Genomic DNA, 26,528 nt, shown 5'->3' with positions numbered 1-26,528 from the left:
GCCTGTGCCCTGACCAAGGAGACGCCGATGCCCGATACCGAAGCCAGTGCCCAGAGCTATGCCCTTGACCACCGCAACGACCGCGTGCTGGTCCATGTGAACGGCGATCTGGTGCCGCGCGACCGGGCGGCGGTGTCTATCTTCGACGCGGGCTTTGGCCTGGGCGACGGCGTGTGGGAGGGGCTGCGCCTGGTGCGCGGCCGCATCCTGTCGCTGGAGGCGCATCTCGACCGGCTATATGAAGGCGCGAACACGATCCGGCTGGAGCTGATGCCCCGCGAGGCGCTTGTGGCGGCGATCCACGGCCTGCTGGAGGCGAACGGGATGGAGGACGGTGTCCACATCCGGCTGATGGTGACGCGGGGCGTCAAGACGACGATCAACCAGGACCCGCGCTTCGTCGCGGGCGGGCCGACGGTGGTGATCCTGGCGGAATGGAAGCAGCCCAACGCGGCGCTGAAGGCGCGGGGGTTGAGGCTGATGACCTCGGCCATCCGATGCTCGACGCCGGACGTGTTCGACCTGCGGCTGAATTCGCACAGCCGGCTGAACTTCATCCAGGCGCTGAACCAGGCGATCGACATGGGCGCCGACGAGGCGCTGATGCTGGACGACCGCGGCTTCGTCGCCAGCTGCAACTCGACGAACTTCTTCATGGTGCGGGGAGGGGAGCTTTGGACGTCGGACGGGGCGTGCTGTTTCAACGGGATCACTCGGGCCACCGTGATGCGCCTGTGGCGCGAGGCGGGCGGTGTGCTGCGAGAGGGGAGCTTCACGCTGGCGCAGACCTATGCCGCGGACGAGGCCTTCGTGACCGGCACGCTTGGCGGGATCACCCCGGTCGCCAGCATCGACGGGCGACCGCTGCACGCCGGTGTTGGCGGGCCGGTGACGCGGCGCGTCGCCGCCCTTTACCAGGATTACGTTGACGGGTGAGGGGGGCAGGGGCGCTGCCCCGTTCGGTCGTGGCGCAACGATGGGGCGTCAGGGCTGCCAGCGCAGGAAGTTCGCGATCAGCCGCAGGCCGACCGTCTGGGACTTTTCAGGATGGAACTGGGTGCCGATGATGTTGTCGCGCCCGACCACCGCCGTCACCGGACCGCCATAATCGACATGCGCCAGCAGATGCGCGGGATCGGTCACCTGAAACTGCCAGCTATGCACGAAATAGGCGTGGTCGCCGGTGGCGATCCCTTCCAGCACCGGGTGGGGGCGGTCGATCACCAGGTCGTTCCAGCCCATGTGCGGCACCTTGAGGCCGGGCGCGGCGATGGCCTGCACCTCTCCTCCGATCCAGTCGAGTCCGGGGGTCTGGCGGTATTCGTGCCCGGTGGTGGCCAGCATCTGCATGCCGACGCAGATCCCCATGAAGGGGACGCCGCGGGACAGCACGGCGTGGCCGATCGCCTCGGCCATGCCGTCAACCTCGCCCAGAGCGGTGCGGCAGGCGGGGAAGGCACCGTCGCCGGGCAGCACGATCCGGTCGGCCTTTGCGGCGATGTCTGGGTCCGAGGTCACGATGATCTCGGCACCTGCCTCACGGCCCATCAGCTGAAACGCCTTTTCGGCCGAATGCAGGTTGCCGCTGTCGTAGTCGACCAGAGCGATCCGCATCACAGCGCCCCCTTGGTCGAGGGCAGGACGCCCGCCATGCGCGGATCGGGCTCGACCGCTTCGCGGAGCGCGCGGGCGACGGCCTTGAACGCGGCCTCGGCAATGTGGTGGCTGTTCAGCCCGTGGATGCGATCCACGTGCAGCGTGATGCCGCCATGCGTAGACAGCGCCTGGAAGAACTCGCGCACCAGTTCCGTATCGAACGTCCCGATGGTCGAGGAGGGAAAGTCCACGTTCCAGACGAGGTAGGGCCGCGCCGACAGGTCCAGCGCGGCGCGCACCAGCGAATCGTCCATTGCCAGCAGGAAGCTGCCGTAACGGCGGATGCCCTTCTTGTCGCCAAGCGCCTGCACCAGCGCCTGGCCGATGGCAATGCCCGTGTCCTCGACCGTGTGGTGGTCGTCGATATGCAGGTCGCCCTTCGCGCGGATGGTCATGTCGATCAGCGAATGCCGCGACAGCTGGTCCAGCATGTGGTCGAAGAACCCCACGCCGGTCTGGTTGTCATAGACCCCGGTGCCGTCCAGGTTCAGCGTGACCTGAACCTGCGTTTCCGAGGTGTTGCGGGTGATCGTGGCCTGGCGCATTGGATGTCCTTCGTGTTCGCGGGCCTTATAGGCCCACGGGCGCAATCAGCCAAGATGCACCTGGCCCGCAGGGTACCGCACGCGCGGCATCATCCGCGTGGCCAGGAAGAAACCCAGCGTCAGCGGCCCGACGCGGCCCAGGAACATCACCGTCATGATGACGATGCGACCGAAATCCGTCAGCTCGGCCGTATAGCCGCGCGACAGGCCGGTGGTGCCGAATGCGGACGAGACCTCGAACGCGATGTCGATGAATTCGCCGTCATGGCTGAGCGCCATCAGGAAGACCGCCGTGAAGATCACCGCCGACGCGATCGAGATCAGCGCCATCGCCTTCAGCACGTCGCCAAGCGCGATGGATCGGCCGAAGGCCCAGATCTCGGTCCGGCGACGCAGGAAGGCGGCCGTGGCCAGCACCATCACCACGACGGTCGTCACCTTCAGCCCGCCCGCCGTCGAGGTGGGTCCGCCCCCGATGATCATCAGCGCCATGTAGAGCAGCGAGGTCGAATCGTGCAGGCCGCTGATGTCCGTGCTGTTGAACCCGGCGGTTCGCGTGGTCACGCCCTGGAACCATGCCACGGTCATCCGTGCGCCCCAGCTGTCGTACTGGCCGAGCGTGCGCGGGTTGGTCCATTCCAGCGCCGCAGTCAGGCCGACGCCCACCAAGATCAGGACGGCAGTGCCGATCATCATCAGGCGGGTGTGCAGGCTCCACCCCCGCCAGAAGGGGCGGTTCCAGATGTCCGCCACGACGACATAGCCGATGCCTCCGACGATGAAGAGCGCGGGGATCACCGTGTTCACGATGGGGTCGATGGCATAGCCGGTCAGGCCCGGCGAAAAGGTCGAGAACCCGGCGTTGTTGAAGGCCGATATCGAATGGAAGATCGCGTGCCACAGCCCCCCGGCCAAGCCGTGGTTCGGCATGAAGGACAGGCACAGCAGCATGGCGCCGGCGATCTCGGCCACGATGACCACGCGGAAAATCGTCCAGACCAGCCGCGTCAGGCGGACATAGGAGGTCTGGTTCAGGTCCTCTCGCAGATAGGTCCCCTGGGTGATGCCGACCGGCAGACCCAGTGCCGACCAGACGAGGACCGCAAAGGTCATCAGGCCAAGGCCGCCCATCTGGATCAGCACGGCGACCACCAGCTGGCCCCAGAAGGTCAGCACGAGTTCCGTATCGATCACCGCAAGCCCGGTCACCGTCACCGCCGAGGTCGAGGTGAAGAGCGCATCCATCAGCGTGATCGGCTGGCGCGTCATCGGCGGCAGCAGCAGCAGGAACGCCCCCAGCACGACCAGCGCAAGATAGCCCGAGGCCAGCACCGCAGGCGGCGGGGTCCGGGACAGCCAGCGGGCCAGTGCCCGGCGCAGCCCCAGCAGGCCGGGTGCCTGTCTGCGCCGCGGCGCGCGGCTCACAGCTGATCGCCGAAGCGGGTCAGGTCCACCCGCTTGCCCAGCAGCAGCAGGCGGTCGTTCGTCTGCAGCACCGGGTCGTCGTCGCGGGTCGACCGATATTCTGTTCCCCGCATCATGCCCAGAACCTCGATCCCGCTGTCGATATGCAGGTCGGACAGCTTGCGGCCAGAGAGGCGCAGCGGGATCATCAGGTTCACGACTGAAAAGCCGTTGCCAAGCGCGACATAGTCCTGCACCGCCGGGTTGTTCAGCATCTGAGCGGCATGGCGCCCCATCTCCAGCCCCGGCAGGATCACGCGGTCGGCGCCGATCTTGGACAGAATGCGGTGGTGGGTGCGGCTTTCGGCCTTGGCCCAGATAGTGCCAACGCCGATCAGGCGCAGGTTCATAGCCGCGATGACGCTGTTTTCGAGGTCGTTGCCGATCGACACCAGGCCGACGTCATAGCGGTCGACGCCGGCCTCGCGCAGCGCGCCCTCGTCCGAGGCGTCGAGAATGGCGACCGACGGCAGCTGGTCCGCCAGCATCGAAACCCGCCGAGGGTCCTTGTCGATGCCGAGCACCTGGTTGCCGAAACGCGCCAGTTCCGAGGCGACTACGCTGCCGAAGGCGCCAAGGCCGATGACGACGAAGCTGCGACTCACTCTTCCCATAAGGGACCTCTTGCAACAGGCAAAACGTCGGGATGCTTCATCTGTGCGCAAGTCGAAGTCAAGCTGGGACGTCGCGGCGCCGAACTTGGCCAGTGGCCAATGTGACGGAAATGTGAGATAGCTTGCCCTGTTATGCCCGCAACGGCCGCGGGGCCAAGGCCCCGGTGTCGGGGCCGACGCCCGGCAGGACTCCGAAATGAAAGGCGACGATGACGAAGAAACCCACAAGCCAATCGCCGGGAACGCGTGACGCACGCAATCCTCGGGATGCGCGCGAACAGGACGCGCTGAGCGGCCGCTTTCCGGCCAAACCCAATAAGCCGCTACCTGCGCCCCCGCTGCCAGTGGCCGAAGCGGACGCCAGCCTCGAGGCGCTGCCCGAGCCCGAAGGGCCGACGGAAATCATCGAGACCGACTATACCATCGGTCAGGACAATATCGAGGGGACGGCCCCGTTCGCCTTCGACATACACAACCCGGTCTTCGGCGTGTCGGCAGCCGCAGTGGTGCTGTTCACCGCAGCCACTTTGATCTTTCCCGAGCAACTGGGTCCCGTGTTCGGCGGGATGCGCGACGGGCTGACGGGGAACCTTGACTGGTTCTTCCTGATTGCGGGCAATATCTTCGTGCTGCTGTGCCTGGCGCTGATCGTATCTCCGCTTGGTGCGATCCGCCTCGGCGGTCCCGACGCCACGCCCGATTTCGGACTGATGGGCTGGTTCGCGATGCTGTTTGCGGCAGGCATGGGCATCGGGCTGATGTTCTATGGTGTCAGCGAACCCTTGGGCCACTTCGAGGCTGCCTTGGGCGGCCCTGTGGTCGAAAACGGCGTCAGGACGGACTGGGCGCCGCTTGCCGGGGCAGAGGGTGATCCACTAGCGGCGCGGCGGCTGGCGATGGCCGCGACGATCTTCCACTGGGGCCTGCACCCTTGGGCGATCTATGCGGTGGTGGCACTGGCGCTTGGGCTTTTCGCCTATAACAAGGGCCTGCCGCTGACCCTGCGGTCGGTGTTCTATCCGATCTTCGGGGAACGCGTCTGGGGCTGGCCCGGCCACATCATCGACATCGTCGCCGTGCTTGCGACGATCTTCGGGCTTGCGACCTCGCTGGGGCTGGGTGCACAGCAGGCGACGGCGGGACTGGCCTTCCTGTTCGGCATCTCCGACAGCAACCTGACGCGGATCGTCCTGATCGTGCTGATCACGATGGTGGCTGGCGCCTCGGTCGTGCTGGGGGTCGAGAAGGGGGTCAAGCGCCTGTCCGAGCTGAACATGCTGCTGGCCGTGCTGCTGCTGGTCTTCGTCATCTCCGTCGGCCCTACGGCGACGATCCTGACGGGGTTCTTCGGCAACCTGCGCACCTATGCCGCGGACCTGATCCCGCTGTCGAACCCCTTCGGTCGGACGGACGACAATTTCCGCCAGGGCTGGACGGCGTTCTATTGGGCATGGTGGATCAGCTGGTCACCCTTCGTCGGCATGTTCATCGCCCGCGTGTCGCGCGGCCGGACCGTGCGGCAGTTCCTGGTCGCCGTGCTGATCGTACCGTCGCTGATCTCGGTGCTGTGGATGACGGCACTTGGCGGCACGGCCATCGACATCACGCTTGGCGGCTTCTTGGGCATCACCGAGGCCCCGCTGGAGCTGGAGTTGTTCCAGATGCTGGCGCAGCTGCCGCTGTCGTCGATCACCAGCTTCGTGGGCATCACCCTGGTGATCGTGTTCTTCGTCACATCCTCGGATTCCGGGTCACTGGTGATCGACACGATCGCGGCGGGGGGCAAGGTGAACGCGCCGGTGCCGCAGCGGATCTTCTGGGTCAGCGCCGAGGGGCTGATCGCCATCGCGCTTCTGCTGGGCGGCGGCCTTGTTGCGCTGCAGGCGATGGCGGTTTCGACCGGGTTTCCGTTCACCATCGTGCTTCTGGGCGCCTGCTATGCGCTGGTGCAGGGGCTGATGGCCGAACGGCGGGAACTTGCCTGATCACGCGGTGACGCGCAGGGGACGGGCGGCTTTTGCCGGCCGTCCTTGTCATATCGGTCCGAGGGTGCCAGAAACCCATGAAACGCTATCGAAGGACCGACGCCGATGAGCGACATCACCGCCAGCGAACGCCGGCTCAGTGCCGCGCTTGACCGCATGGACAAGCTGCTGGACGCAAGGCCGGCGCGCGACGGCGGCGACCCGGATGCGCTGGCGGACCTGACCCGCCGCCTCGCCGACGCCGAAAGCCGCAACGCCGATCTTAAACGCCAGCTGTCCGAGGGGCGCCAGCCAAGGGGCGACGCGGACCTGCAGGCGCGTCTGGACACGGCGACCGAGCAATCGGCCCGACTGTCCGCCGCCAACGAGGAGCTGATGGCCGCGAACCGCAACCTGATCGATGCCGACCAGACCGGCGGCGTCGGAGAGGACGAGCGGCGCGAGGCGCTGGAGGCCGAGATCTCGGCCCTGCGCGCCGCCCGGGAAACCGAGATGGCGCAGATGAGCGAGATCATGACCGAGCTCGAGCGCCTGCTGGCGAATGATCCGGCCGCGGCGCCTGCTGCAACCGCTGGCGAAGACAAGGGGGTCTGACATGGCCGAGGTCGAATTCACCATCGGACACAAGGAATATCGCGTCGGTGCCCAGGACGGCGAGGAGCGGCTGCTGCAGCGCGCCGCCCAGATCCTGGACGACGAGGCGCGCCAGATCCTGGACCAGGCGGGCCGGGTGCCAGAGCCGCGGCTGCTGCTGCTGGCCGGGCTGATGCTGGCCGACCGTTACGCCACGCTGGAGGAGCGTGCCGAGAAGGCCGAGCGCCACGTAAGCCGCCTGCAGCAGAACCCGCCCCGGGTCGAGGTGCCGGTGATCCCCTCCGACCTGCGCGAGGCGATGGCAGAACTGGCGGCACGGGCCGAATCGCTGGCAGACCGCCTGGAAGAGCAGCAGAAGTAACGCTTCGTTAAGCTGTCGCTGCGATGCTTCGCGCATGATGCGGATGCTTTGCCTGATCCTTTTGCCGCTTCTCGTGGCGTGCACGACCCCGTCGCCTGATTTCCTCGGCGCGCCGCGCTTGGATGCCGTGATCGAGGGGACCCGGTTCGCGGTCTATCGCCGCGGAAACGAGGCGCAGGTGATTCGCCTCGACCGCCTGTCCCGCGCCGAGTTGGGGGCCGTTCCCGACCGGATGATCCGCGCCGCCGGAGAGGCGACGGGATGCGCGCCGGTCGCCCGCAGCTGGCGGCCGGTGGGCGGGCCCAATTCGGCGGTGGCGCGGGTGAACCTGCGGTGCTGAGGGCGTGGCTTGCTGGCATCAAGTCTGCTTCGCCCTTGCCGGCCCCGGTTCCCGCAAGACCGCCGTTATCTGCCAGCAGTCAGCGCCCCAGTCAGGCGCGGACCTTCCGTCACGCAGATCACGTGGTGGGGCTTCCTCTCCGGCGGCGACGGTGCCCGGATGAAGGCTCTGTTCGGCCAGTTCGGTAAGGATCATCGCGACATCCCCAACAATGCGACGACTGTGAAATCGGGCACAGAAGCCCCTTGAGGTCGCGGTCACAATGGGCTGCACGAAGCAGCAGGTCGCCTTCTCAAGCGGGTTCTGCCGTCGGCAAACGAGACCGCCCTGCCGCGACCGTTCCCTTGGGCCCAACCAAGGGATCGCGTGTCAGGCGCGATCCCGCCCGTCGCCCAGGAAGGCCGCGAGGGTCTCGGCCACGGCCTCGGGCGCGTCGGCATGCAGCCAATGGCCTGCGTCCTTCAAGGTGACGACGCGCACCTGCGGAAAGAACTGGCGCAGGGCGGCCTCTCCGGCGTCACCGACATAGTCGGACCGCGCGCCCCGCAGCGCCATCGCCTTGCCGGTGAAGGTGCCGCGAGGCAGGTCGTCCGGCCAGCCGACGATCTGCGGCATCTGCTGGCGCAGCGCCGGCAGGCTCAGCCGCCAGACCGGCGGGCTCTCCTTCAGGTCAAGGCTCTGCAGCAGGAAGGCGCGAACGCCCGGATCGTTCACGCGCTGCGCCAGCGCCTGGTCGGCTTGGCTGCGGCGGGTGATGCCGGTCAAGTCCAGCCCCTCCATCGCGTCGATGTGGGGCGTCTGGTCGTGGTGATACGCCAGCGGCGCGATGTCCATCACGACCAGCCGCCGGACCAGCGCCGGTTGCGTCAGCGCCAGCACCATCGCGGCCTTGCCGCCCATGGAGTGGCCGACAAGGTCGACGCGCCCGCCCAGGTCCGCGATTAGCCCGGCCAAGTCCCCGGCCAGTGCGGCATAGCCCGCATCGGCGTCATGCGGGCTTTCGCCGTGGTTGCGCAGATCCACGGTGACCACCGGCCGCGTCTCGGCCAGCCTGCGGGCCTGGGCGCCAAGGTTGCGGCCCTGGCCAAAGAGACCGTGGACCAGAAGGACGGGCAGCCCGTCGGAGGGGCCGGAGATGACGTGATGAAGCTTCATGACGCCAGCTTACGGCGTCTGGCGCCGGGCCGCCATCCCGTCTAGATTGCCGCCATGACGCGCAGCGCAGACAGTTTCGAGGACATTCCCCGCATGGCGGACGAGGTCGCCGTGCTGATGGCCTCGCGGTTCGGCGGAGCCCGTCGTGGCGAACGGCCGCCGCTGGCGGCGATGCTGAAGCGGCGGGGCGGGGCGCTGCCGACCCGGCTGCGGCGTCGCGCGGCGCGGCTGGCGCAGGCGGACCTGCAGGCGGCGCAGCCCCGCGTGGCGCGGCAACTGCCGCTCGAGGCGCTGGCCCGCGACCACGCCGCCCTTCTGGCGCATCTGCAGCCGTTGGGAGCGATCGCGCGCTGGCAGGGCCGGGCGATCAGCTTCACCGCCTCGGTCATCTTCGGGCTGCTGGTCCTGGCGGCCGTGGCGATCTGGATCATGGTCAAGCGGGGACTGCTGTAGGCGCCTTGCGCATGATGCAACCCTGACATCCGGCTGCGGCTCTTGCCAAAGCCCGCGCAAGCTGGTGTGAGGGCTAACATCCACGCAGGAGCGAGCATGACGCAGACACCCGATTTCCGCGCCGCGATCCTGGCGCTGGCGCTTGGCGCCTTTGCCATCGGCACTTCGGAATTCGCGGCGATGGGCCTTCTGCCCTTCTTCGCCGCCGACCTGTCCCTGACGGAACCTCAGGCCGGTCACGTCATCAGCGCGTATGCGCTTGGCGTCGTCGTGGGTGCGCCCCTGACCGCGATCCTGGGGGCGCGGCTGCCTCGCAGGCGCTATCTGGCGGCGCTGATGGCGTTCTATGGGGCGGTGAACCTTCTGGCAGCGGTCATGCCGGGGCTGGCCCTGCTCACGGGCACGCGCTTTCTGGCGGGCCTGCCGCATGGCGGCTTCCTGGGCGTTGCGATGCTCTATGCCGCGGATGCGCTGCCGGCAGGGCAGAGGGCCCGAGGCGTGGCGCGCGTGCTGCTTGGGCTGACGGTTGCGAATATCGTGGGCGTCCCGCTGGCCGGCTGGATGGGGCAGAGCATCGGCTGGCGCTGGGGATTTGCGCTGCCGGGCCTGCTGGCGCTGCTCTCGGCCTGGCTGATCCTGCGGGTCGCGCCGCGCGTCGGCGGCAACCCCGATGCCCGCCCCTGGGACGAGCTTCACGCCCTGAAGAACCCGCGCGTGCTGTGGGTGCTGGCCGTGGGCGCCATCGGCTTTGGCGGGCTGTTCGCGGTCTATGCGTTCCTGACGGCGGGCATTCTTGCCACGACGGACGCGCCGGGCTGGGCCATCCCGCTGACGCTGGCGGTCTTCGGCGTCGGCGGCACGCTTGGGACCTGGGGCGCCGGACGCGTGACCGAGATCGTGGGCATCGACCGCGCCGCCTTCCTGTCGCTGGGCGCCATGGCCGCGACGCAGGGCTTCGCGGCGCTGGCCGTCGGCAACTGGCCGCTGATGGTGCTCTCGTCCTTCCTGATTGCCGCGGGGGCCGGGCTGGTGATCCCGCTGCAGACGCGGCTGATGGACGTGGCAGGCTCTGCCCAGAACATGGCCGCCGCGATGAACCACGCAGCCTTCAACGCCGCCAATGCGCTGGGGCCGTTCCTGGCGGGGCTGGCCTTGGCCGCCGGCTGGGGCTGGCGGGCGCCGGGACTGGTCGGCGTGGCGCTTACGGCTGCGGGTGCCGTTGTTCTGGCGTTCGCAGTGCGACGGGACCGGAAAGTGCAGGCGGCGGCAGCGACCGCAGGATGACTTGGCGGGAGGTCGAGGCGAACTCTCGCCGCCAGGTGACCCATAGCACGATCGCCGTTCCCACCAGCAGGGTCCAGGCGCCCATCAACCAGCCGAGCGAGCCGAGCGCGAAGTAGACGCTGCGCAGCCCGGCGTTGAAGCTGCGCGCGGCGGTGATATTCAGGTCGGCCGCCTGCATCGCACGCTCCATCGCGTCGGGGTGGTCGGGGTCATTGGGAACTGCGGCCATGATGACCGCGCAATAGCCGAACAGCCGGTGCGCCCACACGAACTTCAGGAATGCGTTGACCACGAAGAACATCGTCACCAGCAGCCGCAGCTCCCATTCCGTGTCGGCGGCGGGGGCCAGTTCCAGCCCGCTGGCGATGTTGCGCAGACGTTCGCCATTGCCGATCAGGGCCAGAAGGCCGCCGGTCGCGATCATGCAGGCCGACGCGAAGAAGGCCGTGCCTTCGCGCAGGCTGGCAAGGATGTTGCCGTCGAAGATCCGGGGCTCGCGGCTGACGAAGTGGCGCAGCCATTCCCGGCGGAACCTTTTCATCAGAACCGAGACCGACGGACGCGTCGCCGGCGGACGCTCGGTGAACCAGCCGATGCCCAGCCAGGCCGCGAACAGACAGGCCAGTGCGATGATGTCGCGCAGGTCCAAGGGATGGGTTGCAAGCAGGTCCAGCAATGTCATGACGCGACATTAGGCGTGCCGCCCGCGCCTTGAAAGCCCCCTGTCGCCGTCCTATCGTCGGTCGAACGGCAGGGAGGAGAACCGGCCATGATCCAGATGCCCCCACCAGACGCGTCGGTCCTGTCGCGCAGGCAGGCCATCGTCCAGGCGCTGCAGCACGCGCTGCCCGGTGCCGTCATCGACGATCCCGCCGAAACGCGCGCCTATGAATGCGATGCGCTGGCGGCCTATAGCTGTGCACCGCTGGCCGTGGTTCTGCCGTCGTCGACCGAGGACGTGTCGCGCCTGATGCGGCTGTGCCATGACCTGCGCGTTCCGGTCGTGCCGCGCGGCGCGGGGACCAGCCTTGCTGGCGGCTCGATGCCCACGGCCGACGCGGTCGTCCTGGGCCTGTCGCGCATGACCGCTGTGCTGGAAATCGCGTCCGAGGACCGGCTGATCCGCGTGCAGGCCGGGCGTACGAACCTGTCGGTTTCAGGCGCGGTCGACGGGCTTGGCTTCTTCTATGCGCCCGATCCCTCCAGCCAACTGGCCTGCGCCATCGGCGGCAACATCGCGATGAATTCGGGCGGGGCGCATTGCCTGAAATACGGGGTGACCACCAACAACCTGCTGGGCGTGACGATGGTCCTGATGGATGGTTCGGTCGTGACCCTCGGCGGTCCGATGGGCGAGGGACCGGGGCTGGACCTGCTGGGCGTCGTCTGCGGGTCCGAAGGCCAGCTGGGCATCGTGACCGAGGCGACGCTGCGCATCCTGCCCAAGCCCGCCGGCGCCCGTCCGGTGCTGATCGGCTTCGACAACAGCGAGACCGCGGGCGCCTGCGTCGCGGCGATCATCCGCGCGGGCATCATCCCCGTCGCGATCGAGTTCATGGACAGCCCCTGCATCCGCGCGACCGAGACCCATGCCGGCGCCGGCTATCCCGACTGCGAGGCGCTGCTGATCGTCGAGGTCGAGGGCACCGCCCCCGAGATCGACGAGCAGCTGGCCCTCATCCGCGACATCGCGCTGGGGTTCGACCCGGTCGAGTTCCGCGAAAGCCGGTCCGAGGACGAATCCCGCCGCATCTGGCTGGGCCGCAAATCGGCCTTCGGCGCGATGGGCCAGATGGGCGACTATATCTGCCTCGATGGGACGATCCCGGTCACGGCGCTCCCCTCGGTTTTGGCGGGCATCGGCGATCTGTCGCGGCAATACGGGCTGGCGGTCGCCAACGTCTTTCACGCGGGCGACGGCAACATGCACCCGCTGATCATCTATGACGCCAACACGCCCGGCGATCTTGACCGGGCCGAGGCGCTTGGTGCGGACATCCTGCGGCTTTGCGTTGAGGTCGGCGGCTGTCTGACCGGAGAACACGGCGTCGGCATCGAAAAGCGCGACCTGATGAGCGTCCAGTTCCGGCCGTCCGACCTGGAAGCGCAGATGCGCGTCAAGGACGCCTTCGACCCCGATTGGCTTCTGAACGCGGCCAAGGTCTTCCCGCTCGACGTCAGCGCGCCGCGGCGCGAGCGTCGCCTGAACCGGCCCGCCGATGCGGCCTGAGACCGAGAGCCAGCTGGCCGACCTGATCCGAGGCACGCGAGAGTCCCTGTCGATCACCGGCGGCGCCACGCGCCTCTGGCCCGGTGAAGGGCAGGGCGCGCGGGTCGACATGACTGCCATGATCGGCGTCACGCTCTATGAACCCGAGGCGCTGACCCTGGTCGTTCGCGCCGGCACGACGCTTGAAACCGTGCGGCACACGCTGGCGGCGGAAGGCCAGATGCTGGCCTTCGAACCGCCCGGCGCGCCCGGATCGACCATTGGCGGCGTTGCCGCGACGAACGCCTCGGGGCCGCGGCGGGTGCAGGCGGGGGCGGCGCGCGATGCGCTGATCGGCGTGCGCTTCGTCGACGGGCACGGCGAGCTCGTCCAGAACGGCGGCCGCGTCATGAAGAACGTCACGGGCTATGACCTCGTGAAGCTGATGGCGGGCAGTCGCGGCACGCTCGGCGCGCTGACCGAGCTGAGTTTCCGCACTGCGCCCCTGCCGCCCGTCACGACGACGCTGGCGCTGCCGGGCCTCGATGCTCCGGGGGCCATCCGCGCCCTGACCAGTGCCCTGGGCGGCCCCGACGACGTGTCCGGTGCGGCCTGGCTGCCGGGCCACGGCGCGCTGATCCGGCTGGAAGGCCTGGCGGCGTCCGTGAAGGCCCGCGCCGCCGACCTGACCTCTCGCCTCTCAACCTTCGGCACGGTCGTTGAAGGTGACCCCGACGCCTGGCGTCTTCTTTGTGCCGATGCCCAGGATGCGACGCTGGATACCTGGCGCATCATCTGCCGTCCAAGCGAGGCACCCATGCTGCTGGCCCACCTGCCGTTGCCGCTGTTCCTGGACTGGGGTGGCGCGCTGATCCACGTCCAGCTTCCGGCAGGCCAGGTCCCGCAGCTTCCGGCCTTCTCGGGCCATGCCCGCCGCATCTCTGGGGCAAGCCCGGCAATCGTGCCCGCACAAGACCCGGTGACCGCCCGGCTGGAGCGCGAGCTGCAGAACCGCTTCGACCCGCGCAAGACCTTTGCTGGACAAACCTGATGCAGACCCATTTCACGCCAGAACAGCTGTCGGACCCGCTGATCGCGCGGTCGAACAAGATCCTCCGGACCTGCGTCCATTGCGGCTTCTGCACGGCGACATGCCCGACCTACAAGGTTCTCGGCGACGAGTTGGACAGCCCGCGCGGCCGCATCTACCTGATCAAGGACATGCTGGAATCCGGCCGTCCCGCCGATGCCAAGACGGTCAAGCACATCGACCGGTGCCTCGGCTGCCTCAGCTGCATGACGACCTGCCCGTCGGGCGTTCACTATGCCCATCTACTGGAACACGCCCGCGAACATATCGAGGAAACCTATCGCCGGCCGTGGCGCGACCGTGCACTGCGCTTGGTCTTGCGGCTTGTCCTTCCTCACCCTCGGCGGTTCCGGGTGGCGCTGCTGGGCGCCAGGCTGGCGCGGCCGGTGGCGGGCCTGGTGCCGGACAAGCGTCTTCGGGCGATGATCGGCATGGCGCCGGCGCGCATTCCGCCGGTCAGCCGCAACGACGACGGCCAGACCTTTCCTGCCATCGGTGAGCGGCGGGCGCGCGTGGCGCTGATGATCGGTTGCGCGCAGCGGGCGCTGAACACCGACATCAACGACGCGACCATCCGTCTGCTGCGGCGCGCGGGCTGCGAGGTGGTGATCCCCCGCGATTTCGGCTGCTGCGGTGCGCTGACCCTGCACATGGGACAAGAGGCCGACGGCAAGGCCCGCGCCCGCGACAGCATCGCGCGCCTTCTGGCGGCCGAGGCCGAGGGGCCGCTGGACGCGGTCATCATCAACACCTCAGGCTGCGGGACGACGATCAAGGACTATGGCCACCTGTTCGCGGGCGATCCGGTCGAAGCCGACGCCCGGCGCGTTGCGAGCCTGGCCCGCGACGTGACCGAGTTCCTGGTCGGCCTGGGCCTGCCCACGCGCAAGGGCGAGCAGGGAGAGGGGATGCGGGTAGCTTATCACTCGGCCTGTTCGCTGCAGCACGGGCAGCAGATCCGCTCGGCGCCCAAGGATCTGCTGACGCAGGCGGGGTTCCGGGTGGTCGAGCCTGCCGATCCGCATATCTGCTGCGGATCGGCGGGAACGTACAATCTTCTGCAGCCGGAACTGTCGGCCGAACTGAAGTCCCGCAAGGTCGCCACGCTGGAGGCCGTCACGCCGCAGGTGATCGCCGCCGGAAACATCGGCTGCATGATGCAGATCGGCGGCGGCACCCGGCTGCCCGTAGTCCACACGGTCGAGCTGCTGGACTGGGCGACCGGCGGGCCGAAACCGCCTGCGCTCATTTCCGTCTGAGAGGGTCTTGAAACGCATCTTCGGCGCTATAGATCATGGAAACCGGCGGCCTGAATGGCGTCGGTGGAACGCCCGCCCGGGATCCGGGGGGCAGCCATGACATCGCTTTATCCGAGGATGTGACCAAGATGCGTAACTTTGATCTGACCCCGCTCTACCGCGCTTCCGTAGGCTTCGACCGTCTCGCCGACGTGATGGACCGCGCGATGACTGCCGACGTGTCGGCATCGACCTATCCGCCCTACAATATCGAGAAGACCGGCGAGGATGCCTATCGCATCTCGATCGCCGTGGCCGGCTTTACGGCCGATGACCTGAACGTGGAGGTGCGTGACGGCGCCGTGATCGTCTCGGCCCGCAAGGCCGACGAGGACGATGGCCGGACCTACCTGCATCGCGGCATCGCCACGCGCGCGTTCGAGCGTAAGTTCACCTTGGCCGACCATGTCCGCGTCGACGGTGCCAGCCATGCCGACGGCATGCTGCATATCGACCTGGTCCGCGAGATCCCCGAGGCGTTGAAACCGCGCCGCATCGAGATCTCCAAGGCCGCGCCGAAGGTCGCGAAGCTGGACGCCTGATTGCGTCCCGCGACGCCCGGGGGATTACGCATCCCCCGGACCCCCTGCATGGCGTGTGAATCTGGATGGGGCTGCGATCGCGCGGCCCTTTGTCGTGTCAGAGACTCCGCCGGGCGCGCAACGCGGCGCTGATCGTGCCGTCGTCGAGGTAGTCGAGTTCACCGCCGATCGGGACGCCCTGAGCGAGACCGGTGACCTTGACGACCGATCCTTCCAGAGCATCGGCAATGTAATGCGCCGTCGTCTGCCCGTCGACCGTCGCATTCAAGGCAAGGATGACCTCGGTGACCCGTTCGTCGTCGACGCGGGTCAGCAGGGCAGGGATGCCAAGGTCGTCCGGCCCGATCTCGTCCAAGGCCGAAAGCGTTCCGCCGAGGACGTGGTACCTGCCGCGGAACGCCTGTCCGCGTTCCAGCGCCCACAGATCGGCCACGTCCTGCACCACGCAGATCTCGCCCGTCGCACGGGCAGGATCGGTGCAGATGGCGCAGACGTCGCGGTCGGTGATATTGCCGCAGACGGCGCATTCGCGCGAATTCTGCGCCACGCGGTCCAGAAGCTGCGCCAACTGGACCATGTGCTGGCCGCGCTTGCGGACCAGCTGCAGCACGATGCGCCGCGCCGAACGCGGCCCAAGGCCCGGAAGCCGCGCCATCAGAGCGATCAGCGCCTGGATGTCGTCGCTGCCTTCGGCCATCGCAGGATCAGAAGGGCAGCTTCATGCCGGGCGGCAGGCCCAGGCCTTCGCTCATGCGGGCCATCTCAGACTGCATCCTGGCTTCGGCGGCGCGTTGCGCGTCCTTGATTGCGGCCAGGATCAGGTCCTCGACGACCTCCTTTTCCGATGGCACGAAGATCGACGGGTCGATCTCGAGCGCGGTCAACTCACCCTTGGCCGTGCAGGTCGCCTTGACCAGCCCCGCCCCGGATTCGCCGGTGACGGTGACAGAGGCCAGGTCTTCCTGCATCTGGGCCATCTTGTCCTGCATTTCCTTGGCGGTCTTCATCATCTTGGCCATGTCGCCAAAGCCGCCCAAACCCTTGATCATCTCTCAGTCCTCATCCTCGAAGGGGTCCCATTCCTCGACCTCGGCCACAGGGCCGTCGGTTCCGTCGTGGGGGTTGCCCGCGCCCTCCGCCAGGTCTTCGACCTGAACCGCAGGGGCGGCACGGGTGATGTTCAGCAGCGTCGCGCCGGGGAAGGCCGCCAGCACCTGCTGCACGATCGGCAGGGACAGCGCCCGGTCGCGGGCCGCCTGCGCCTCGGCCTCTCGCGTCTCGGCAATGGTCGGGGCGCCGCCCGAGTTCGTCACCGTAACCGCCCAACGCTGTCCGCCGGTCCAGCCGCGCAGCCGCTCGGCAAGCCGCTGCGCGAGGTCCGCGGGCGGGTTCGTGCGCGGCTCGAATTCGATCCGGCCGGGGCTGTAGCGGACCAGTGCGACGTGACGTTCAACCATGACCAGCAGCGTCATGTCGCGCATCCGCCGGATCAGTTCCACGACCGACGCGAAATCGGGATAGGTCTCGACCAGCTCTGGCGCCACGGCAAGTGCCGCCGCCGCGTTGGCGTGCTGGGGTATCGCCGGTGCAGGGCGGGCGCGGCGGGCGGCTTGCGGGGCTTGGCTGGCTGCGGCGCCCGCCACCGAAGGTCCGCGGGAAAACTCACCGGCTGCATGCGCCTGCTGGACACGGCGAATCAGCGCCTCGGGGTCGGGCAGGTCGGCCACGTGGGTCAGGCGGATGACCGCCATCTCCGCGGCCATCATGGCGTTGGGCGCGGCCGAGACCTCCTCCAGCGCCTTCAGCAGCAGCTGCCACATCCGCGACATGACCCGCATCGGCAGACGCTCGGCCAGATCCTTGCCGCGCAGCCGCTCGTCCGGAGAGATCGTGGGATCGTCCAGTGCGTCGGGCGTGATCTTCACGACCGAGATCCAGTGCGTAACCTCTGCCAGGTCGCGCAGCACGGCGACGGGATCGGCGCCGTCGGCATATTGCGACTGCAACTCGGTCAAGGCTGCCGCCGCATCGCCGCGCAGCACCATCTCGAACAGGTCCAGCACCCGGCCCCGGTCGGCCAGGCCCAGCATTGCGCGCACCTGGTCGGCTGTCGTCTCTCCGGCGCCGTGGCTGATCGCCTGGTCCAGAAGGCTTGTCGCGTCGCGGGCCGACCCTTCGGCCGCGCGCGTGATCAGCGCCAGCGCGTCCTCGCTGATCTGCGCGCCTTCGGCGGTCGCGATGCGGGTCAGCAGGGCGATCATCACCTCCGGCTCGATCCGGCGCAGGTCGAATCGCTGGCAGCGCGACAGGACGGTGACCGGAACCTTGCGGATCTCGGTCGTCGCGAAGATGAACTTCACATGGGGCGGCGGCTCTTCCAGCGTCTTCAGCAGCGCGTTGAACGCGCTCGTGGACAGCATGTGAACCTCGTCGATGATGTAGATCTTGTAGCGCGCGGACACGGCGCGATAGTGGACCGATTCGATGATCTCGCGGATGTCCCCGACGCCGGTGCGGGACGCCGCATCCATCTCCATCACGTCGACATGGCGACCTTCGCTGATGGCCACGCAATGTTCGCAAACGCCGCAGGGCTCTGTCGTGGGACCGCCGGTGCCGTCCGGTCCGATGCAGTTCATGCCCTTGGCGATGATCCGCGCCGTGGTCGTCTTTCCGGTCCCGCGGATGCCGGTCATGATGAAGGCCTGCGCGATTCGGTCGGCGGCGAAGGCGTTCTTCAGCGTGCGCACCATGGCGTCCTGCCCGACCAGGTCGGCGAAGGTCTCGGGCCGGTATTTCCTGGCAAGAACCTGATAGGCGGGCGGCGTGTCTGTCATCGGTTCCTCGGGCATCGCATCACCATATCCGCGCGTGCCGGGGGCGACAACCTGATTGGCGAAACCCGGTTGAAAGGGGGGCTGAGCGGCCGTGGATTGCAAGATTTTTCATGGCATCGGGCACCGGATTTACATGGCGGGACCTCCCTTCTGACTGGCCAAGGTACATCATCCGCGTGATTTGTCGCTTGTGCCATCTGCACTCATGGCATGGTTGGTGACATCATGCGCGACGATCAGGTGCGTTGGGATGTGGACGGCAGTCTGGACGTTGCAGCCGGTCATGCCGCTGTTCCGGGCGTTGGTCGCGTGTGAGTGCTGGACGTAATTCCCAGAACGGCTGGATGAAAATTCCCGGTTTGGCGCTGATGCCGATGGTCCGGGGGCATGCCCCGGACCATCGGCGGCGCAGAATTACCCCTGCTGCTGCCAAGGGAAGGGCGGGCAGGTGGTAGGATTGACGGAGATCGTGATGATCCTGGATTTGAGACGCGCCAGACCGGGCTCGACCGCAAGACGGTTCGGAAATACCTGGAACGGGGCCTTGAGTCCCCGATGTATGGACCCAGAGAGCCGGGCGATCGGCTGGCAGATCGGTTCCGATCATATCTGGCAGTGCGGCTTGAAGGCTTTCCTGGCCTGTCGGCCCGCAGGCTGCATCGCGAGATCAAGGGGATGGGGTATGCAGGGGCCTGTTCCACGCTGACAGAATATCTCCGGCTGGTCCGGGCCGTGGCGCCAGGGCAGTTCGAGCGTCGCTTCGAAACGCCCGCCGGCAAGCAGGCACAGGTGGATTTTGCCGAGTTCCAGGTGGAGTTTACCTCTGAAGCCGCCGTGCTGCGGAAGGTCTGGCTGTTCAGCATGGTGCTGGGGCACAGCCGCTGGCTCTGGGGGCGGTTCTGTCCGAACCAAGCGTTGGAAGCCGTGATGCGTTGCCATACCTGCCCATCACCAGCGGTGGCGCCAATCTGTTTTTCCAGCTGGTCAACGCACGTTGTGAAAAAGGCGCCATGACCCTGACCTCCAACCGCGGCTTCGCGGAATGGGGCGAGATCTCCGGTGATCCCGTTGTCGCGACGGCGCTTCTCGACCGCCTGCTCCATCATGCCGTCGTGGTCCAGATCGAGGGCGCCAGCTATCGGCTCCGACATCCCGCCGACCTGACCCCGGAGCACATACGCGCCCCCGCCAACATTGTCCCGCCACCGCCGCCCAAACGCCGCGGTCGGCCACTAGAAAACGGGGGCGACCATCAACTGAACGGCTGATCGCCGAACCCGAAGGGTGGGGAATTTTGCGCCAGAACTTCTGAGGAAATCTGATCCAGCATCTACAGTCGCGATTGCGCGGGCATCGGTATTGTCGGCAAGATCTGTCAACCGGTGCGTCTGCCACAGCTGTCACCTTGGCCTGCATATCCTGGACGTGTCGCCGCAGGGACCTGTGGGGCTCGGCCATGCCCCTTCCTAGCTGTGAACCTTGCGGTATTCCCGCCGATCAGCCCACCCGTTCCGGGCGTCAAGTTTTCGGCATCGGCCTCCAGACGGGCGATGCGGCTGTCGATCTTGCCCCTGATTGATCCGGGTTGGCGGTCGGAAACCTGCGCCCGATTGAAACGCTAGCATCCCCGTACATGCCGATACGGCCCAGCTTTTGCGAACCACGCACAAGTGCGGCGACTGCCCGGACCGTTGTCGCTCAGGAAGTAGAACCATAGACGAACGGCCTGAACAGAATGGTTGATCTAGCAAAGGTGCGCCCTCCGCACCGGCACAAAATGCGAAAATCCGACGTCAGGCAGATCAAGCTCGCTGACGGAGACCAAAGCCATACATCGCGGATGCGTCGATCCCGCCGTCGAGCCGATGGGGAAAACGATCCTCCGCCCGCGCGATACTCTTGATGGATCTCGCCCCGCTGATCCCCAGCCGCCATAGCTAGGCCCGCCAGACTTGGCCCAACGCGACCTGCTGCGGCGTTCCACCGGCTTGTCCAAGTTCTTCGACCTTTGCAGCGGCGAGGGGAGGCCGATCTTGTCCTTCGGAGCCTGCATTGTCGGCTTGCGCAGGTCACATCCGGCGTGCTGGCCAAGCATCGCGAAATCGCGAGCGGGCAACGTTGGCATCTTCGTCATGCGGGGCGCAGGACGACCACCGTCATCTCCGGAGGCACTCCGAAGCGGAAGGCGAAACCGGGTGTGTGTCCCGTGCCATTGCTGACATAGAGTCGCATGTTGCCGATCTTGTAGAGGCCGGAGACGAAGCCGCCGTTCAGGCTTCCGACAAGCCTTCTGAGCCCGATGGCCATGCCGCCATGCGTATGCCCGGACAGCTGCAGATCGACACCAGCCTGGGCAGCACGCCTGGCCAGTTGCGGCTGATGAGCGAGGAGGACGACGGGTACGCCATTTCCTTTCCCCGCAAGGGCCTCTCGAATGTTCGGTGCAACATGGCCGTGTCCGGCTGCGACAGGATCGGTGACGCCGGCCAAGACCATCTCCGCGCTGCCGCGACGGATGACAACGTGACCGTTGAGAAGAGGACGGAGGCCGAGGACCTGGAACGTTTCGATCCACCCGACATAGTCGAAGTAGTACTCATGGTTGCCCGGTACCATGAAGACGCCATCCTTCGCCTGCAACAGGCGCAGGGACGCAAGATCATCCTGACGTGTGGCGGGGATGCCATCAACCACATCACCCGTGATTGCGACAAGATCGGCGCGCTGGTCATTCGCCACGGCAACCACATCCGAAAGCCACCGACCGGGAAACAGATGCGACACGTGAAGGTCGGTCAATTGCAGGATACGGTATCCGTCGAACTCCTCGGGAAGACCTTCGAGAGTGATTTCGACCACCTTGGCGTTGGGAACTTGCAGTGCCTGGCTGACCCCGAGAGCTGACAGCGAAAGCGCACCTGCCCCCATCGTCCAGCGCACCCAAGCGGCAGGGCGAACCAGTCGCCGCGCAACGAGCGAGCGCAGAGCGGTGACAACGTCGAGCGCCACCTGAGACACCGTGAGCATGAGGACGGAGGCGAACAGCCAACTGAGGGTGACGATCAACGGCCTCGGCAGGTCGATCGGGTCCAGAGAGCCGAGCAGCAGCTGGCTGAACAGGCGGTTGAGCGACACGATCAGCACCAGCCCCACAAGCAGGTATCGGAAGGGCCGACCGATCGAAAGCCGGTACACAAAGCGAAACCCGACAATCAGTCCGATACACAGCGTGATGGCATGGAGCGTGAGGATCTGTGGAGTGAACTGGCCCATCTTCATCCTGCCGCAGATGACGCGACCTTGTCGGAATCCTGCACGTGCCGCAACCCACGCGATTCGCTCGCAGCGTGACAGCGCGGCAGCCTCGCGCTGATGGGCCTTAGCCTGGTGTGTCCAGCCGGGCGGCTATCACAGCTTGGAATGCCTTCCAAGACCAAGCTATCGTGATCACATCACCTTGTCTGGAGCGACGGATCTGGCTGTTCCGGAGGCGCCTCGACCTGGGCGCAGAACCGCCGTGTGAAGCTGGCGTCGTCTTGTGGTTCAATCGTTGATGCAGCGATGCAGGCGTCTGGGGATCTTCAGTGGGACAAACAGGCCGCGCAGCAGCTTTGCTCGGCCGATCCAACCTTCCCTATCCCGCTCTTCGTCAAGCATGTCCGTCTGTTCAAGTCTCCACTCGGCCGCAGCACGCGCTAATCAGGATACGGGACCTTCGGCGGAAGATGGAACAGGCTCAGGAAGCGGGCAACATCCTCGATCGTGCCACACGTTTGAACGCCGGCTGCCTCGGATGTCATGTTGCCGTAGAAGAGAGCCGCGAGTCGAGAGGCCGCAGCCGCCTTCAACGCAATCTGTGGATCATCCGGCAGACCGCGGAGGACCTCCAGGCGGCACTGTTCCAATCGACCGGTGAAGCGTGAAGTGCCGATGGTGAAAGCCGCCGTGAAAGCCAGCCCACGAGCCGCATTCCGGTCCAGCATCGTCCGCAACGACATCATGAACGAAGCCGCCGACAGCGGCAGCGTCGAATCGTGCATCGGCGAAGCGGCAGCCCAACGTCCCATCTCTTGGACGATGGGTTCTGCAGCCATGCCCCAGGGCGTCAGCTGAAACAGCTGAACGGGCGCGGGTTCGGTCAGGGCCACGCGGCGCAGGATGCCGTTCGCCTCCATCCCGGAAAGCCGCTCGGTCAGGATCTTGGCGCTGATCCCCGGCAGCTCGGCCCGGAGGTCCGAAAAGCGGCGGGGCCCGAACAACAGCTCGCGCAGGATCAACAGCGTCCAACGTTCGCCCAGCAGCTCCATCCCGAAGGCCGTTCCGCAGGCGTCGTCATACCAACGGCCGTGAGAAGGTCCTGACGCTTCGGTGTCTTTTCCTAACTTCATAGTTTCCTTTAGCAACTCGTGCCTCATCCCGTCAAGGCCAGCAGAGGAGCGAATCGATGACCCGGATCTTCATTAACCTGCCCGTCGCCGACGTTGCTGGGGCGACGATCCACGTGATGCTGCTCTCCCAAGTTTCTTATGCGACCTTCACTGACGCGCCCAACATCGACACACCGACGCGGAGCGGCGCCCTGTTCTGCCTGTCCTTCGACAGCCGCGGAGCGGTGGACGAAATCCACCACCTGGCAACAGCCGTCGGCGGGATCGAAACGCGACCGATCAAGGATCACGGCTTCATGTATGGCCGGGCCTTCGACGATCCCGGTGGCCACGGCTGGAAGTCGATTTGGATGGACACTGGTGCCGCCGAGGCGGGCACCCGCGACATGCCGGAGGCCCAACATTGTCGCTTGACCCCGCCGCCCCGATCACCTTCACCGCCTTCGACTGGGTGTCGGGTTGCGCCAAAGCCAAGTGCGCGACCTGCGCGTCAGGCGGACGCTTGAGGAGGACGGCCGGCCCTACGCCGTGCGCTTCCTGTCCCAAGGGGCACAGAAGCGGGCTTCCCACCGGGCGCTTCAGCCCTTCGGGCAGGTCCCGACACAAGAGGAGGGCGACCTTGCCCTGTTCGAAAGCGGCGCAATCGTCTGGCACATCGCCGGGCGGTTCCCCGGATTGATGCCAACGGACGCGGCGGCGCGGGCAAAATCCCTGGTGGGCCTTTGCGGCGCAGACACGCCGGAGCCGCCGATCATGGATCATCCCATCGCCACGCTTTTCGAGGCGGACAAGCCATGGTCGGTCCCGCGTCTGCCGTCCGTGCGTGCGCGCATCGAAAAGCGGCTCGGCGAGGCCGCGGACCGGCTCGGGGATGCAGAGTGGTTCGGCGGCAGCTTCGGTGCGGGCAATCTTCTGATGATCTCGGTCCTTCGGATCATCGATGGCCAGGATATGCTGAGGCCTTGGCCGAACCTCGCAGCCAATGTCGCGCACGGCACCTCTCGCGGTGCCTTCCGCGCGCTGGCCGACCACATGGCAGGCTTCACCGGCACCGCGCCCGACGAATTCCTGGAATGGCAGCGCCAGATGGAAGCCAAGGCGCAGATCACATGACCGATGTCGCAGCATCGACGGCAGCCGCTTCCGGTGGCGATCGGTGCGCCTCTGTTGCAGGGAACCGATTTCTACGCGCGGGGCCAGCGAGGCAATCCGCACCGCATCGGCACGAAGTGCCATCGGCGGGAAGAGACGTTGCAGATCGTGGAGCGGGCGAAGAAAGTTTCCCGACTTGGGACAGAGCGATTAGCAAGCGCCGTCGTCGACACTTGAAAATACCGGCTGCCGTTGCGGATGCACTTGTCGCGGGCACGCCGCATCTGACAGCTGGCCGGATCGCGCCGAAGTCAAGAGATGCTTGGCCGCCGAGGCCTGGGGCTTGGCGGCGCCAGTGGACTTGACGCCGCCAAAGGTTCTAGAAGCTGTGTCGAAGCGTCACCGCGACCTCGCGGCCAGGGTTGTAGTAGTCGGCGCTGCCCCGACCGACGACGTGCTTTTCATCCGTCAGGTTGTGGACGTTGATGGCAACTTCGGTATTTTCGGTCACGTCATAGCTGTAAGCCGCGTCGAGTAGCAGGGCAGCGTCGCTCTTGCCGTTGTTGTTCTGCGTCGTGAAGAAATACGTTCCTGTATACCGGGCGCCCAGGCCGAAGGTCATGTCGCCGCGATCGCCGCCGCCGGGCAGGGTGTAGTCGAGCCAGAGCGACGCCATGTGGTTCGGCACGGATCCCATTTCGTTGCCCGTGACCTCCACGCCTCGCACCGGATCCGACCGCAGCACCTCGGTGTCGGCATAGGAGTATGCGGCAGTCAGGCTGACGTTGGAGGCAAGCTCGGCCTTTGCTTCCAGATCGATCCCCCTTACCCTGATTTCTCCGACGAGCGAGCGCTCGAATGTGTCCGGATCGACGACCGTGATGTTCGTCTTGCTCAGGTCGTAGATCGCGGCGCTGAAGAGGGCATTCGTGCCGAGAGGCTCGTATTTCAGACCAACCTCGTATTGCTCGCCCCGTTCCGGCTCGACGCCGAGGATCGGAGGCGCGACCGACTCGGCATAGCTGGCGTAAGCGGACATTTCGGGCGTGATCTTCCAGGTCAGGGCGCCGCGCAGCGAGGTTTCAGAGAAGTCGTCGCTGGTGGTGGTGCTGGCCAGCAGGTCGTCCACTTGCAGGTCGAGCCGGTCATGACGGGCACCAACCGTAGCGATGAACCTGTCGTCGAAAGAAAGGTTCTGCTGCACGAAGACGGCTTTCGTCCGGCTGTCACGCGCTTCGACCAGATAGGGGTCGAGGCTGGTCGGCGCGCCGGAGTAGTCCGGATCCTCAGGATCGATGGGCGTGCCTGATCCGAAGAAGGAGCTTTGCGAGGACGCTACATCCCGGTACTCGATGCCTGCCAGGGTACTGCTGTCAATGCGTCCGAAGCTGCGGTCATACTGGAGGATCACGTCGCCCGCGATCTCCTCGGCAGAGCCGTCCGTCCCGAAATACCCACGTCCGACAGGAACAACGCCGGCGTCGCCAGAAACGTAGACGTAGCCAAAGTCATCGGCCGTATCGCTGTAGCGCAGGTTCGACCGGAGCGACAGGCCGCTGCCGAAGTCATGTTCGGCGATCAGGCTGACGGTGGTGCGTTCGACGTTCAGATAGTTGAAGTCGGGCTCGCCCAGGAAGAGGTCGCGGTCGTAGTCGCCATGGCGCGGGTAACCGCCGCCGTTGGGGGTTGCCTCGCGGTCGAGGTAGTCGGCGATCAGGCTGATCGAGGTGACGTCGCTCGGCTGCCAGGTCAGGCCGCCCATCAGGAACTTCTCGTCATCCTGAGAGAAGTCATATTCCCGCTCGCTGTCCTGCAGCTTGCCCGTGAAACGATAGGACAGCGTCGCGTCCGGATCCAGGACGTCACCGAAATCGAAGCCGACTTCCTTGCGGTCGTGCGAGCCGAACGTGGTGAAGATCTCGGAGAAGCGGTCGCCGCGCGGACGCTTCGTCACGAAGTTGATCGAACCGCCCGGATCCGCCACACCGAACAGGGTCGAGTTCGCGCCCCGGACGATCTCGACCCGTTCATAGGCCAGTGGTTCCTCGCGGATACCCCGCATCGAGCCGAGCGTGATGCCGTCGCGATAGGTCGAGGCTTGGAAGCCGCGGATCAGGAAATAGTCGTTGCGGTCGTCCGTGCCGTAATAGTCGCTGATCGCACCCGCCGAATACTGCAGGACATCCTCGAGAGTGCGGGCATCGCGGCGCTCGATTTCCTTCTCGGTGATGACGGAGACAGAGGCGGGCGTGTCGAGGATGCTCGTGGCGACCTTTCCGCCGACCGCCATCTCTCTTGCGACGATGGAATTCGCATCGTCGTCCGCGCCCGACACTTCGAGTGTGATGGCGGGAAGCCGGATCACCGGCGAGATGCGCGTCCCCTCTGCTTCTTGCGCCAGGCTGGCGACGGGCAGGAACGACAGGGCGCAACAGCACAACAGCGCGGCGCGGCGCGACGGCAGCCGGATCAGGGTCCTGGCAAGGCGGATTTTCTGGGGCACAACGAATCCTTATTTAAACCGTCGGATATGCATCTGCTCTATGGACGCCGAACTGCTGGTGCAAGCAGCGCGGACACTGCAGCCAGCGCGCGTGACATAAAGGCGACAGTATTTGTAA

General features: G+C 66.5%; 27 protein-coding genes. 15 read left to right on the top strand and 12 right to left on the bottom strand.

Annotated features, from left to right (window positions below):
- Positions 1 to 27 precede the first annotated feature (27 nt).
- Complete coding sequence (locus OC159_RS07240; protein WP_265500481.1) at positions 28 to 936, top strand: aminotransferase class IV; 909 nt, start codon at positions 28 to 30, stop codon at positions 934 to 936.
- 48 nt (positions 937 to 984) lie between these two features.
- Here the strand turns inward: OC159_RS07240 and hisH are convergent, their stop codons facing one another.
- Genes hisH through OC159_RS07220 form a run of 4 tightly spaced genes read right to left on the bottom strand, consistent with a single transcriptional unit; the run spans position 985 to position 4,279 of the window.
- Positions 985 to 1,614: an imidazole glycerol phosphate synthase subunit HisH gene (gene hisH, locus OC159_RS07235; RefSeq protein ID WP_265500480.1), complete on the bottom strand. Its 630-nt coding sequence runs from the start codon at positions 1,612 to 1,614 to the stop codon at positions 985 to 987.
- Entirely contained in the window at positions 1,614 to 2,201 is a 588-nt protein-coding gene (gene hisB / locus OC159_RS07230; RefSeq protein WP_265500479.1) for an imidazoleglycerol-phosphate dehydratase HisB, read from the bottom strand. The genes hisH and hisB overlap by 1 nt, the downstream gene beginning before the upstream one ends.
- Before the next feature lie 45 nt (positions 2,202 to 2,246).
- A complete protein-coding gene (locus OC159_RS07225; RefSeq protein WP_407674072.1) occupies positions 2,247 to 3,581 on the bottom strand; it encodes a TrkH family potassium uptake protein in 1,335 nt (444 codons plus the stop codon).
- A gap of 41 nt (positions 3,582 to 3,622) precedes the next feature.
- Positions 3,623 to 4,279: a potassium channel family protein gene (locus tag OC159_RS07220; protein WP_265500478.1), complete on the bottom strand. Its 657-nt coding sequence runs from the start codon at positions 4,277 to 4,279 to the stop codon at positions 3,623 to 3,625.
- Positions 4,280 to 4,488: 209 nt separating this feature from the next.
- Here OC159_RS07220 and OC159_RS07215 point away from each other — a divergent pair, with 209 nt between their 5' ends.
- The 4 genes from OC159_RS07215 (at position 4,489) to OC159_RS07200 (ending at position 7,559) form a co-directional block, all read left to right on the top strand.
- Positions 4,489 to 6,264, top strand: coding sequence for a BCCT family transporter (locus tag OC159_RS07215; protein WP_265500477.1), 1,776 nt, complete (start codon positions 4,489 to 4,491; stop codon positions 6,262 to 6,264).
- Positions 6,265 to 6,369: 105 nt separating this feature from the next.
- On the top strand, positions 6,370 to 6,858 hold the full coding sequence (locus OC159_RS07210) for a hypothetical protein (protein ID WP_265500476.1): 489 nt from the start codon (positions 6,370 to 6,372) through the stop codon (positions 6,856 to 6,858).
- Position 6,859: 1 nt separating this feature from the next.
- Complete coding sequence (locus OC159_RS07205; RefSeq protein WP_265500475.1) at positions 6,860 to 7,219, top strand: cell division protein ZapA; 360 nt, start codon at positions 6,860 to 6,862, stop codon at positions 7,217 to 7,219.
- Between the two features lie 73 nt (positions 7,220 to 7,292).
- Positions 7,293 to 7,559, top strand: a complete 267-nt coding sequence (locus OC159_RS07200) for a hypothetical protein (RefSeq protein ID WP_265500474.1) — start codon at positions 7,293 to 7,295, stop codon at positions 7,557 to 7,559.
- Positions 7,560 to 7,928: 369 nt separating this feature from the next.
- Here the strand turns inward: OC159_RS07200 and OC159_RS07195 are convergent, their stop codons facing one another.
- Positions 7,929 to 8,714: an alpha/beta fold hydrolase gene (locus OC159_RS07195; RefSeq protein WP_265500473.1), complete on the bottom strand. Its 786-nt coding sequence runs from the start codon at positions 8,712 to 8,714 to the stop codon at positions 7,929 to 7,931.
- 54 nt (positions 8,715 to 8,768) lie between these two features.
- Here OC159_RS07195 and OC159_RS07190 point away from each other — a divergent pair, with 54 nt between their 5' ends.
- Both OC159_RS07190 and OC159_RS07185 read left to right on the top strand, forming a co-directional pair.
- The gene (locus tag OC159_RS07190) at positions 8,769 to 9,167 is read left to right on the top strand and encodes a hypothetical protein (RefSeq protein ID WP_265500472.1); all 399 of its coding nucleotides are present in this window, start codon (positions 8,769 to 8,771) and stop codon (positions 9,165 to 9,167) included.
- A 96-nt stretch (positions 9,168 to 9,263) separates the two neighbouring features.
- Positions 9,264 to 10,451 carry an MFS transporter gene (locus tag OC159_RS07185; protein ID WP_265500471.1) on the top strand — a complete coding sequence of 396 codons (1,188 nt, stop codon included), beginning with the start codon at positions 9,264 to 9,266 and terminating at the stop codon, positions 10,449 to 10,451.
- Here the strand turns inward: OC159_RS07185 and OC159_RS07180 are convergent.
- On the bottom strand, positions 10,369 to 11,133 hold the full coding sequence (locus tag OC159_RS07180; RefSeq protein ID WP_265500470.1) for a DUF599 domain-containing protein: 765 nt from the start codon (positions 11,131 to 11,133) through the stop codon (positions 10,369 to 10,371). The two genes, OC159_RS07185 and OC159_RS07180, sit on opposite strands and share 83 nt — an antisense overlap.
- An 87-nt stretch (positions 11,134 to 11,220) precedes the next feature.
- On the opposite strand from OC159_RS07180, the gene OC159_RS07175 reads away from it, so the two are divergent.
- The 4 genes from OC159_RS07175 (at position 11,221) to OC159_RS07160 (ending at position 15,590) form a co-directional block, all read left to right on the top strand.
- Positions 11,221 to 12,681 carry an FAD-linked oxidase C-terminal domain-containing protein gene (locus OC159_RS07175; protein ID WP_407674070.1) on the top strand — a complete coding sequence of 487 codons (1,461 nt, stop codon included), beginning with the start codon at positions 11,221 to 11,223 and terminating at the stop codon, positions 12,679 to 12,681.
- Positions 12,671 to 13,711, top strand: a complete 1,041-nt coding sequence (locus OC159_RS07170) for an FAD-binding protein (RefSeq protein WP_265500469.1) — start codon at positions 12,671 to 12,673, stop codon at positions 13,709 to 13,711. Before OC159_RS07175 ends, OC159_RS07170 begins: the two co-directional genes overlap by 11 nt.
- Complete coding sequence (gene glcF, locus OC159_RS07165) at positions 13,711 to 15,009, top strand: glycolate oxidase subunit GlcF (RefSeq protein WP_265500468.1); 1,299 nt, start codon at positions 13,711 to 13,713, stop codon at positions 15,007 to 15,009. The genes OC159_RS07170 and glcF overlap by 1 nt, the downstream gene beginning before the upstream one ends.
- A gap of 128 nt (positions 15,010 to 15,137) precedes the next feature.
- A complete protein-coding gene (locus tag OC159_RS07160; protein WP_265500467.1) occupies positions 15,138 to 15,590 on the top strand; it encodes an Hsp20 family protein in 453 nt (150 codons plus the stop codon).
- 97 nt (positions 15,591 to 15,687) lie between these two features.
- Here OC159_RS07160 and recR read toward each other — a convergent pair whose 3' ends face one another.
- The 3 genes from recR to OC159_RS07145 are packed head-to-tail and all read right to left on the bottom strand — an operon-like array spanning position 15,688 to position 18,427.
- On the bottom strand, positions 15,688 to 16,287 hold the full coding sequence (recR, locus tag OC159_RS07155) for a recombination mediator RecR (RefSeq protein ID WP_265500466.1): 600 nt from the start codon (positions 16,285 to 16,287) through the stop codon (positions 15,688 to 15,690).
- Positions 16,288 to 16,294: 7 nt separating this feature from the next.
- On the bottom strand, positions 16,295 to 16,639 hold the full coding sequence (locus OC159_RS07150; protein WP_265500465.1) for a YbaB/EbfC family nucleoid-associated protein: 345 nt from the start codon (positions 16,637 to 16,639) through the stop codon (positions 16,295 to 16,297).
- Positions 16,640 to 16,642: 3 nt separating this feature from the next.
- Positions 16,643 to 18,427, bottom strand: a complete 1,785-nt coding sequence (locus OC159_RS07145) for a DNA polymerase III subunit gamma/tau (protein ID WP_265500464.1) — start codon at positions 18,425 to 18,427, stop codon at positions 16,643 to 16,645.
- A gap of 387 nt (positions 18,428 to 18,814) precedes the next feature.
- On the opposite strand from OC159_RS07145, the gene OC159_RS07140 reads away from it, so the two are divergent.
- A complete protein-coding gene (locus tag OC159_RS07140) occupies positions 18,815 to 19,441 on the top strand; it encodes a hypothetical protein (RefSeq protein WP_265500463.1) in 627 nt (208 codons plus the stop codon).
- Positions 19,360 to 19,695 (top strand): ATP-binding protein, encoded by a 336-nt coding sequence (locus tag OC159_RS07135; protein WP_322626715.1) that lies wholly within the window; start codon positions 19,360 to 19,362, stop codon positions 19,693 to 19,695. The genes OC159_RS07140 and OC159_RS07135 overlap by 82 nt, the downstream gene beginning before the upstream one ends.
- Positions 19,696 to 20,557: 862 nt before the next feature.
- Here OC159_RS07135 and OC159_RS07130 read toward each other — a convergent pair.
- The gene (locus tag OC159_RS07130) at positions 20,558 to 21,700 is read right to left on the bottom strand and encodes a metallophosphoesterase (protein ID WP_265500462.1); all 1,143 of its coding nucleotides are present in this window, start codon (positions 21,698 to 21,700) and stop codon (positions 20,558 to 20,560) included.
- Between the two features lie 422 nt (positions 21,701 to 22,122).
- Positions 22,123 to 22,734 (bottom strand): winged helix-turn-helix transcriptional regulator, encoded by a 612-nt coding sequence (locus OC159_RS07125; RefSeq protein ID WP_265500461.1) that lies wholly within the window; start codon positions 22,732 to 22,734, stop codon positions 22,123 to 22,125.
- 137 nt (positions 22,735 to 22,871) lie between these two features.
- Between OC159_RS07125 and OC159_RS07120 the strand changes: the two genes are divergently transcribed.
- Together OC159_RS07120 and OC159_RS07115 are read left to right on the top strand one after the other, a co-directional pair.
- On the top strand, positions 22,872 to 23,321 hold the full coding sequence (locus OC159_RS07120) for a VOC family protein (RefSeq protein ID WP_265500460.1): 450 nt from the start codon (positions 22,872 to 22,874) through the stop codon (positions 23,319 to 23,321).
- Positions 23,290 to 23,928, top strand: coding sequence for a glutathione S-transferase family protein (locus OC159_RS07115; RefSeq protein WP_265500459.1), 639 nt, complete (start codon positions 23,290 to 23,292; stop codon positions 23,926 to 23,928). Before OC159_RS07120 ends, OC159_RS07115 begins: the two co-directional genes overlap by 32 nt.
- Before the next feature lie 358 nt (positions 23,929 to 24,286).
- Here OC159_RS07115 and OC159_RS07110 read toward each other — a convergent pair whose 3' ends face one another.
- Positions 24,287 to 26,410, bottom strand: coding sequence for a TonB-dependent siderophore receptor (locus OC159_RS07110; protein ID WP_265500458.1), 2,124 nt, complete (start codon positions 26,408 to 26,410; stop codon positions 24,287 to 24,289).
- Positions 26,411 to 26,528 lie beyond the last annotated feature (118 nt).

It is taken from the genome of Paracoccus beibuensis (genome assembly GCF_026162625.1).
Lineage (GTDB): Bacteria > Pseudomonadota > Alphaproteobacteria > Rhodobacterales > Rhodobacteraceae > Paracoccus > Paracoccus beibuensis.
This window is presented reverse-complemented; position numbering and strand designations above follow the sequence as displayed.